Here is a 9,109-nt window from a genome sequence, read left to right as displayed (position 1 = left end):
AGGCCCTCCAGGGCGAGCGCGATCGCACGCGGGTCGCCGCCCGCCCGGGCCGCGGTCAGCCCCTCGGCGTGCAACTCGCGCGCGCCGGCCGCGTCGCCGCGCAGCTCGGCCACGAAGCCCAGTTCGGCGAGGAGTAGCGTCACGCCGTAGAACGCCGCGCCGTAGTCCTCCTGAAGCCGGCGATTCCACCGGAGCGCGTTGCGCAGGTGCGCCTCGGCCCGATCCAGCCGGCCCGCGCGGCGCGCCCCGAGGCCGAGCCCCACCTCGGCGAACTCCTCCGCGAACCGGTTCGACTGCTCGGCCGCGAGCCGCCGGCCGCGCTCGTGGAACTCGGCCGCGCGCTCGAACTCGCCGCGCAGCAGGGCGATCCGGCCGAGACCGGACAATCGGTAGGACACATCGGTCCACAGGCCCAACTCCTCGGCGCCGCGCAGCCCTTCGCGGTGCAGCGCGCCCGCCCGGTCGTAGTCGCCCGCCACCTCGGCCACCCAGGCGAGTTGGTCCGCCGCCTGTACCCTGCCCCACCGGTCGCCCAACGCCGCGAACCGCGCGGCACTGTCCGCCGCCGCGTCGCCGGCGGCGGCCACGTCACCGCGAAACATCGCGTGCTTGGCCGCGCTGCTCGACGCCGCCGCGATCCCCCACCGGTCGTCCGTCGCGCGAAACGCGCGCAGGGAACCGTCGATCAGCTCGCCGCCGATGTCCGCGTCGCCGACGTGCAGGTGCGCGAGGCCCAGGAACCACTGCGCTCGGGCCCGACCGGACTCGACGCCGTCGAACGCCTTGAGTGCGTCCCGGCTGTGCCGCAGCAGTTCACTGCCCTCGCCCGCGAGCATCGCGAACCCCGCCCGCCAAGCTCCGGCGCCGGCTCGGGCCGCGTCGGACACTTCGCCGACGGCCGACGCCGACGCCACGCCGCCTCCCCGCACGTAGCCGGCGTCCTTTGGGTCGCTGCCCTCGAACGGACGACCACCGGTCGGCATCCCGTGGCCGCTCGGGGCGCCGTTGCCGATCCGGGCCTCGTCGGCGTTCGACGGTCGGCCGCCGTTCGGCACGGCCAACGCCGCTGTCAGGGCCCGGTACGCCTCCCGGTAGCGTCCGCGCAGAAAGCGGTACCACGCCACCGATACGGTCAGCCGTACCGCGAGTTCGGCGTCGGCACGCTCGACCGCGCCGTCGAGCGCGGCCCGCAGGTTCGCGCTCTCGGCGTCCAGGCGGGCGAGCCACAGTCGCTGCTCGGGGCCGTACAGATGGACCGCGGCCCGCTCGGCGAACGCCGCGTAGTAGCCGCCGTGGCGCCGCCGTACCATCTCGAACTCGCCCGCTGCGTGTAGCTGTTCGACGCAGTAGGCGGCGACCGATTCGAGCAGCCGATAGCGCGGTCCCTCCGCGCCGTCGATCGCGACGACCAATGAGCGATCCACCAACCGGCTCACCAGGTCGAGCACGTCGGCGCCCGCCACGTCCCGCCCGACAGACGCCGGCACAGTCGCCGTCGTCGGCGCCCCCGCGCACACCGCTTCGGCCGCGTCGAGAACGCACCCCTCGGTGTGGATCGCCAACCGGCGCAACACCACCCGCTCGGCCTCGCCGAGCAGTTCCCAACTCCAGTCGATCATCGCGCGCAACGTCTGCTGCCGGGCCGGCGCGCCCCGCCGACCGACCCCGAGCACCCGGAACCGGTCGTCCAGGCGCGCCGCCAGGCCGTGTACCCCCAGCCCGCGTACCCGTGTCGCGGCCAGTTCCAGGGCCAACGGGATGCCGTCGAGTCGCCGGCACACCGCCGCGACCGCGCCCGCGTTGTGCGCGTCCAGGACGAACCCGGGCGCCGCGGCCGCCGCGCGGGCCACGAACAACCGTACCGCCGTGGACGACGCGAGCTCCGACAACCGCGCCTCGGGCGCGGGCAGCCCCAACGGGCGCACCACATACAACACCTCGCCCCCGACGGCCAACGGCTCGTGACTGCTCGTCAGGATTCGCAACCCGGGCGCGGCCCGCAACAGCGCGTCCGCCAACAGCGCGACCGGCTCGATCACGTGCTCGCAGTTGTCCAATACGAGCAACAGGTGCCGCTCGCGCAGCGCGTCGGCCAGCCGGGCCGCCGGTCGCGGCGCTCGGAATCCGGCCGGTCCGGAGCCGTTCTCGTCCCGGATCCCCAGCGCCGTCGCGATCGCCTCGGCGAGTTCGACCTCGTCCGGGTGCCGTTGTCCGGCCAACTCGACCAGCCATACCCCGTCCGGGAATCGGTCGGCGATACCCTCGGCCACCGCGAGCGCGAGCCGGGTCTTGCCGACGCCGCCGGGCCCGGTCAACGTGACCAGGCGGGCGTGGTCGACCGCATCGCCCACCTCACTGACCGCATCCTCTCGGCCGACGAGTTCGGTCAGCGCGGCGGGCAGGTTGCCCAGTGTGCGCGCGGCCGACGTAACGGGCGCGGGGCCGGCCGCCAAGGCCGGGTCCTGGGCGAGGATCGCCCGGTGCAGCGCCGCCAGTTCGGGACTCGGGTCGAGCCCGAGGTCGTCCGCCAACCGCTCGCGCAGTTCGGCGTACCCGGCCAACGCCTCCTGTTGCCGGCCCGAGCGGTACAACGCCCGAAGATGCGCGGCCCGCAGCCGCTCGCGCAGCGGGTGCGCCGCGACCCGCTCACCCAACTCGTCGGCCAGCAGCGTGTGTTCACCCAGTTCGAGCCGTACCTCCGCCTGGTCCTCGATCGCCGTCAGCCGTTGTTCGTCCAGCCGGCCGATCGCCGCACGGGTGAACTCCTCGTCCCGGAAATCGGCGAACGCGGGCCCACGCCACAGCGCGAGCGCGTCCGCGAGCAGCGCCGCCCGTGTACGCGGGTCCGCACTCGCGCGAGCGCGCGAGGTGAGTTCGACGAACCGGTCCGCGTCGACCGCGTCGGCCGCCACCCGCAGTTCGTAGCCGGACGGGCGATACGCGACGAGGTCGCGGCCTCCGGGCTCGGCCGCCTCCAGCGCGCGGCGTAGTTGGGAGACCTTGGTCTAGAGGGTGTTGGTCGGATTGCCCGGCGGACTGGCGCCCCACAGGTCCTCGACCAACAGGTCGGCCGACACCGGACCGTCCCGGTGCACGAGCAGATCCGCGAGCAGCGCGCGCACCTTCGCCTCGGGGACTCGCACCGCCTGCCCCTCGGCGGTCCACACGGCCAACGAACCCAACACCCCGAAGCGCATGCGAGCACGTTAGCGCAGGTCAACCGGCCCCTGATGGTCAACCACAGGCGACCGTGCGCGGATCCCCAGCCGATCGTGCGCACCCCTGGGCACAGTGCTGTCAACGAGTTCGGAACCCCGAACCGAAGCGCGAAACCCACCACACGAATCAGGGGTACACCATGTCCGCGAACACCGGCACGCCCGCCACCCCCGCAACCACCGACGCCACGCCCGTCATCGCGACCGGCCGCGAGATCCGGCTCGTCTCGCGTCCCCTGGGGGCGCCGACCGCCGAGAACTTCGAGCTGGTCACCACCGCGATTCCGCAGCCGGCCGAGGGACAGATCCTGGTGCGCAACACGTGGATGTCGGTGGACCCGTACATGCGGGGCCGGATGGACGACGCCGAGTCGTACATCCCCCCGTTCGAGCTCGGCGCGGCACTCGACGGCAGCGCGGTCGGCGAGGTCGTCGTGTCCCGGGCCGACGCCGTCCCGGTCGGCGCGACCGTGTCGCACTTCGCCGGATGGCGCGAGTACGCCGTCGTCGACGCGGCGACCGCGATCGTGCTGGACACCTCGGCGGTGCCGGCGCAGGCGTACCTCGGGGCCCTGGGCACAACCGGCCTGACCGCGTACGCGGCTCTCACCGAGGTGGCCCCGGTGCGCGAGGGCGACACGGTGTTCGTCTCCGGCGCGGCCGGCGCCGTCGGCAGCGTCGCGGGGCAGATCGCCCGCAAGCTCGGCGCGGCCAGGGTGATCGGTTCGGCAGGCGGGCCGGTCAAGGCGAAGAAGTTGGTGGGCGACTTCGGCTACGACGTGGCGTTGGACCATCGCGCCGGGGCGATCGCCGACCAACTGGCCGAGGCGGCGCCCGACGGCATCGACGTGTACATCGACCACGTGGGCGGCGACCACCTGGAGGCGGCGATCGCCAACGCCAAGGTGGGTGCCCGGTTCGCGCTGGTCGGCGCGATCAGCGGCTACAACGCGACCGGGCCGGTCCCCGGTCCGGGCAACCTGTTCCAGGCGTACGTCAAGCGGCTGAACCTGCGCGGCATGTTGATCAACGACCACTTCGCGCTGTTCCCCGAGTTCACCGGCCGGGCGATCGGCTGGCTCACGGAGGGCTCGCTGCACACGGAGGAGACCGTGTTCGAGGGCATCGAGCAGGCTCCGGCGGCGTTCCTGGGCGTCCTGAGCGGGGCGAACACGGGCAAGATGCTCGTCCGCCTGGCCTGATCCGAAGCAACGCACGCCCGCCGACCCGCAACCCCCACCCCTTCAAGAAGGTAGGACCCATGACCGCCCTCCTCGTCGTGGCCCACCCACGCAGCGACTCCCTGACCGCCAAGATCGCCGCACGGGCCCACGACCGGCTGGTCGCGGCAGGCCACACCGTCGACGTACTCGACCTGCGCGCCGAGGGTTTCGACCCGCGGATGACGCCTGCGGACGAACCCGACTGGTCCGACCGGGACAAGCGGTACAGCCCGCAGGTGCGGGCCCACATGGGCCGCGTCGAGGCCGCCGACACGATCGTCGTGGTCTTCCCGGTCTGGTGGTTCGGCCTGCCCGCCCTGCTCAAGGGCTGGATCGACCGGGTCTGGAACCACGGCTTCGCGTACGGCCGTAGCCGCCCCCGCCTGGCGGGCAAGCGGATGCAGTGGATCGGCCTGGCCGGCTACTCGAGCGAACACTTCGCCGAGGGCGGCTGGGACGACCTGATCGATCGTCGACTCCGAGTCGGTATCTCGAATTTCTGTGGCATCGAAGACGCCCACGTACACCTGGTCCACGACTCGGTCGCCACCGGCGCCCACGACGACGCCCTCCTGACCTCGGCCGACCTCGCGCTGACGAGGTTCCTCACCCACCCCGTCGGCGTCTGACGGGTTCGTCCGGGCAGCGGACGACGGGCCGGCCGGGCTGCTGCGGGTCCCGTCCTCCTCGGCGTTCCGCTCCCCCTCGGCCGGGCCCGGTACGGCGGGGCGGGGCGGGGCGGGGCAACCGACGCGTTCCTGCCGTCCCGCCGACGACGCACCCCGGCCGCGGCGGGTCGGGGGCGGTCGTCGGCGGGTCAACGAGCCACGGCCAGGCAGTAGTTCGGGTCGGTGGCGAGGAGGTTGCGATGGGTGCCCTCGGCGGTGATCACGCCGTCGTCCAGGACCAGGACCCGGTCGGCGGCGTCGAGGAGGGCCGGGCTGCTGGTGATCACGATGGTGGAGCGGCCCCGGCGCAGCTTCGCGATGTTGCGTGCCACGAGTTGTTCGGTGACCGCGTCGACGGCTGTGGTCGGGTCGTGCAGGACGAGGACGTCGGCGTCGGCGGCGAGGGCGCGGGCCAGGGACAGTCGTTGGCGCTGCCCTCCGGACAGGTTCGCGCCGCGGTCGCGGACGGCGTAGTCGAGTCCTTCGCGGTGGAGCGCGACGACGTCGGTGAGCAGGGACGCCTCGACGGCCTCGGGGACCGTCCGACTGCTGCCCGACGGGTCGATGTTCGTGCGAAGGGTGCCCGCGAAGATCTCCCCGTCGTAGGGGTTCACCAGCATGTGCTCGCGGATCGCCTCGATCGACAGGTCCGCGATCTCCCGTCCGCCGATGCGTATCGCGCCCTCGTACGCGTGGGGCGGGACGCGCACGGCCAGGATCGACGCGAGGTCGACGGCCGCACCCGGCTGGTAGGCGGCAATCGCCGTGAACTCGCCGGCGGGCACCACGAACTTCAGCTTGCGCAGGGATTCGTATCGAACGCAGTCCACCTCGAGGTCTCCGCCCGGGGTCGGACGCGCCACGCTCGGGGTGTTCACCGGCGGCGCGGCCGACACCAGCGCCATCCGCTCGGCCGACGCGCGCGCGATCGTCACGTACTTCGGCATGTCGGAGAAAAGCTTGAGCGGTTCCATGATGAACTGCGCCAGTCCCACGGCCATGACGAGTTGCCCGATGGTGATCCGGCCGTCGAACGCCAGGTAGCCCGCCGTCACGGTCACCGCGGCGGCGAGGATCGCGTTGAGGGCCTGCGCGGTGCCCGCGTACGCACCGTTGACCTTGGCGACGGTGACGGCCTGCCGCCTCGCCTCCGTGCTGACCCTTCGGTAGGACAGGAACGCCGCGCTGTTGCCGCCGAAGCCGTGCAGCGGGCGCAGGCCGGTGATCAGGTCGGCGACCTTTGCGCCCGCCCGAGCCACCCTGGCCTGCTGTTCGCGGGTACCGGTGCCGATCCGCTCGGACATCACGCTCAGGATCGACAGGATCGCGACGGTGCCCACGATGACCAACGCGCCGAGCCGGATGTCGGCCAGGCCGAGCACGATCGCCGCGATCAGCACCGCGACCAGCGAACTGACCAGCAGTGGCACCACCTCGATGATGTCGGCGGTCTGGTCGGCGTCTTCGGTGGCGATGGTCAGCAACTCGCCGGACTTGAGGCCCCCGTCGCCCGCCACCGGCTGAAGCCCGCGGCCCGCGACCTGGACGCGCAGGCGGTGTGCCTCGGTCGTGTTGGCCTTTTGCAGGATGCGCATGCCGAATCGCCACGACAGCGACACCGTCGTGATGATCACCGCCAACGCGGCGATCGACACGGCGAGCGAGCCGAGATTTCGGTCCCGCATCGTGTGTTCGACGATCAGGCCGAGCGCGATGGGGAAGGCGGTCTCCCCGGCTTGGTACAGACCCATGAGGACGGTGCCCCAGGCCATGGCGCCGATGTTGCGACGCAGTGTGGTCCGGAGGATGTCGGGCCCTTGGAGGCGTTGTTGCGCGTCGGTGGTTGTCATCGAGCCGGCCGGCCATCGCCGGGGTCGGTCGGCGCGATCGGCCGCATCACCGACGTGGAGTGTCCGTCGAGGGATCCGAAGTCGCTCACCACGCCGCCCGTCTCGTCGTCATTCGATTCCTGTTCCTGTTCCTGTGGTGAGGGGCCTCGACCCTCGGGCCTTGGGCCTTGGGCCTTGGGCCTTGGGCCTTGGGCCTGGGGGCCTGGGGGCCTGGGGGCCTTGACGCCACGAGGTCGCGTGTCACCGTCCCGATCTCCGGTCGGTCTGCGCGCCGGGCTCGTCCCGCCGCCGGCGAGGCGCCCCGTCTCCGGATGGGCCGCGTACACGGTTTCCACTAGCGGCTCCCCTCGCGCCAGGCCCGCCACAGTCGCGCGTATCGGCCGCCCAGGGCCACCAACTCCTCGTGGGTGCCCTGCTCCACCACGCGTCCCGCGTCCAGGACGGCGATCCGGTCCGCCGCCATCGCCTGGGTCAGCCGGTGCGCCACGAACAACGTGGTCCGGCCCCGGCACGCGGCCGACACGGCCCGTTCCAGTTCGGCGGCGCCCGCGCTGCCCGCCTCCGCGGTCGATTCGTCGAGCACCACCACCGGCGACCGGCCCAGCACCAACCGGGCCAGGGCGATCTTGGCGACCTTGGTGCCGTCCAGGCGCTCGCCGCCCTCCCCGATCAGGGTGTCCAGCCCGTCGGGCAGCGCCTGGACCCACCCGTCGGCGCCGACCGTGCGCAACGCCTCCAGCAGTGCCGCGTCGGTTGCCTGCGGCGCGGCCAACCGCAGGTCGTCGGCGAGGGAACCGGAGTACACGTGCGTCTCCTGGGTCAGGATGCTCACCAGCGCCCGCGCCCCGGCCTCGTCCAGATCGGCGAGGTCGGTCGACCCGATGCGCACCGACCCGGCCTGCGGGGTCCCGATGCCGGCGATCAGCGCGGCCAGGGTCGACTTGCCCGCGCCCGTCGCCCCCACCAGCGCGAGCGAACCCCCCGCCGGGATGGCCAGGTCGACGTCCCGCAGGACCGGCCCCTCGGCGTCGGGATAGCCGAAGGTCAACCCCGTCACCGTCACCGGGTACGGCGCAACGTCCGCCGACGCGACGCTCGTGTCGCCCACCAGTCGGCCCGCCGGCGCCTCCTTCAGCACCCCGACCAGCCGAGTCAGGCTCGCGCCCGACTTCTGCGCCTCGTCGAAGGTGAACATGATGGAGCCCAGGGGCGTGAACAACCGATGGAACAGCAGCGGGGCCGCCGCCACTTCGCCCAGAGCGGCGGCATCGGCCTCCAACAGGGCGTAGCCCACGACGATGATCAGGACCAGCCCGATGAACTCGGCGCGGTTCTCCCGGCCGACGAACCGGCCGAAGAACCGGAACACTTCGACGCCGAGTTCACGCACCCGCCAGGATTCGGCGGTGACCTTCTCGCGGAAGGCGCCCTCCAGGCGGTACGCCCGGACCGTGTCGATCCCGTCCAGACCGCTGATCAACGCCTGCGCGCGGTCGGCCTGGGCCACTCGCTGTTTGCGGTAGAGCGGGGCGGACCGGGGCAGGTACCAGCGCAGGGCCAGTGCGTACGCGGGCAGTGCGCCGGCGCCCGCCAGACCCAGCCGCCAGTCCAGTCCGAACATGGCGACCGTGGCCGTGACGACCAGTACCCCTGCGGAGAACACCGTGGGGACGGCGGTGCGGATGCCCTTGGAGAGCACGGCCACGTCGTCACCGACCCGGGACAGCACGTCTCCCCGGCCGACCTGCTCGACGCGTGCGCTGGGCATCCCCAGCACCGCGCGGACGGCGTCTTCGCGCAGCCGGGCGAGCAGATCCGCGCCCAGCCGCCCGATCAGGTAGGTCGATGCCGCGGCGGCCGCCGCGCCGAGCAGCGCGGCGGCGGCCATCGACACCCCGACCGTGACCAGGATCGAGCGCGACTCGCCCTCGACCACCCCGTCGACCACCCGGCTGAGCAAAAGCAGCGGGAGGACCTGGAGCGCGGCCCCGGCCACCATGGTGAACACGGCGGCGGCGGTCAGCCACGGCACCTCGCGGCAGTGCGCCGTGAGCCATCGGCCGGCCTCGCGTCCGGTCGCCGTGCTCAGGGCCGCCGGGGCGTCGCGCGTGTCGGCGGCGCTCACACCCGGGCCGCGGCGGGCCGGGGGC

Annotated in this window: 6 protein-coding genes; 2 read left to right on the top strand and 4 right to left on the bottom strand. The window is 72.9% G+C overall.

What is annotated here, in order from left to right:
* Positions 1 to 2,912, bottom strand: a 2,912-nt coding sequence (locus tag GT354_RS14950; protein WP_346012035.1) for a BTAD domain-containing putative transcriptional regulator, incomplete at its 3' end; no start/stop codon positions are given.
* A 93-nt stretch (positions 2,913 to 3,005) separates the two neighbouring features.
* Positions 3,006 to 3,197, bottom strand: a complete 192-nt coding sequence (locus GT354_RS53995) for a hypothetical protein (RefSeq protein ID WP_237534889.1) — start codon at positions 3,195 to 3,197, stop codon at positions 3,006 to 3,008.
* Positions 3,198 to 3,358: 161 nt separating this feature from the next.
* Between GT354_RS53995 and GT354_RS14945 the strand changes: the two genes are divergently transcribed.
* Together GT354_RS14945 and GT354_RS14940 are read left to right on the top strand one after the other, a co-directional pair.
* Entirely contained in the window at positions 3,359 to 4,420 is a 1,062-nt protein-coding gene (locus tag GT354_RS14945; protein ID WP_161356803.1) for an NADP-dependent oxidoreductase, read from the top strand.
* Between the two features lie 59 nt (positions 4,421 to 4,479).
* Positions 4,480 to 5,070 carry an NAD(P)H oxidoreductase gene (locus GT354_RS14940; RefSeq protein ID WP_161356802.1) on the top strand — a complete coding sequence of 197 codons (591 nt, stop codon included), beginning with the start codon at positions 4,480 to 4,482 and terminating at the stop codon, positions 5,068 to 5,070.
* A 188-nt stretch (positions 5,071 to 5,258) separates the two neighbouring features.
* Here the strand turns inward: GT354_RS14940 and GT354_RS14935 are convergent, their stop codons facing one another.
* Both GT354_RS14935 and GT354_RS14930 read right to left on the bottom strand, forming a co-directional pair.
* On the bottom strand, positions 5,259 to 6,959 hold the full coding sequence (locus tag GT354_RS14935) for an ABC transporter ATP-binding protein (RefSeq protein WP_161356801.1): 1,701 nt from the start codon (positions 6,957 to 6,959) through the stop codon (positions 5,259 to 5,261).
* A gap of 334 nt (positions 6,960 to 7,293) precedes the next feature.
* Complete coding sequence (locus tag GT354_RS14930; protein WP_161356800.1) at positions 7,294 to 9,084, bottom strand: ABC transporter ATP-binding protein; 1,791 nt, start codon at positions 9,082 to 9,084, stop codon at positions 7,294 to 7,296.
* Positions 9,085 to 9,109: the final 25 nt, after the last annotated feature.

The sequence above is a fragment of the Streptomyces sp. SID3343 genome (assembly GCF_009865215.1).
Lineage (GTDB): Bacteria > Actinomycetota > Actinomycetes > Streptomycetales > Streptomycetaceae > Embleya.
Note: the sequence above shows the minus strand (reverse complement) of the source record. Positions and strands in the feature narration are given on the sequence as shown.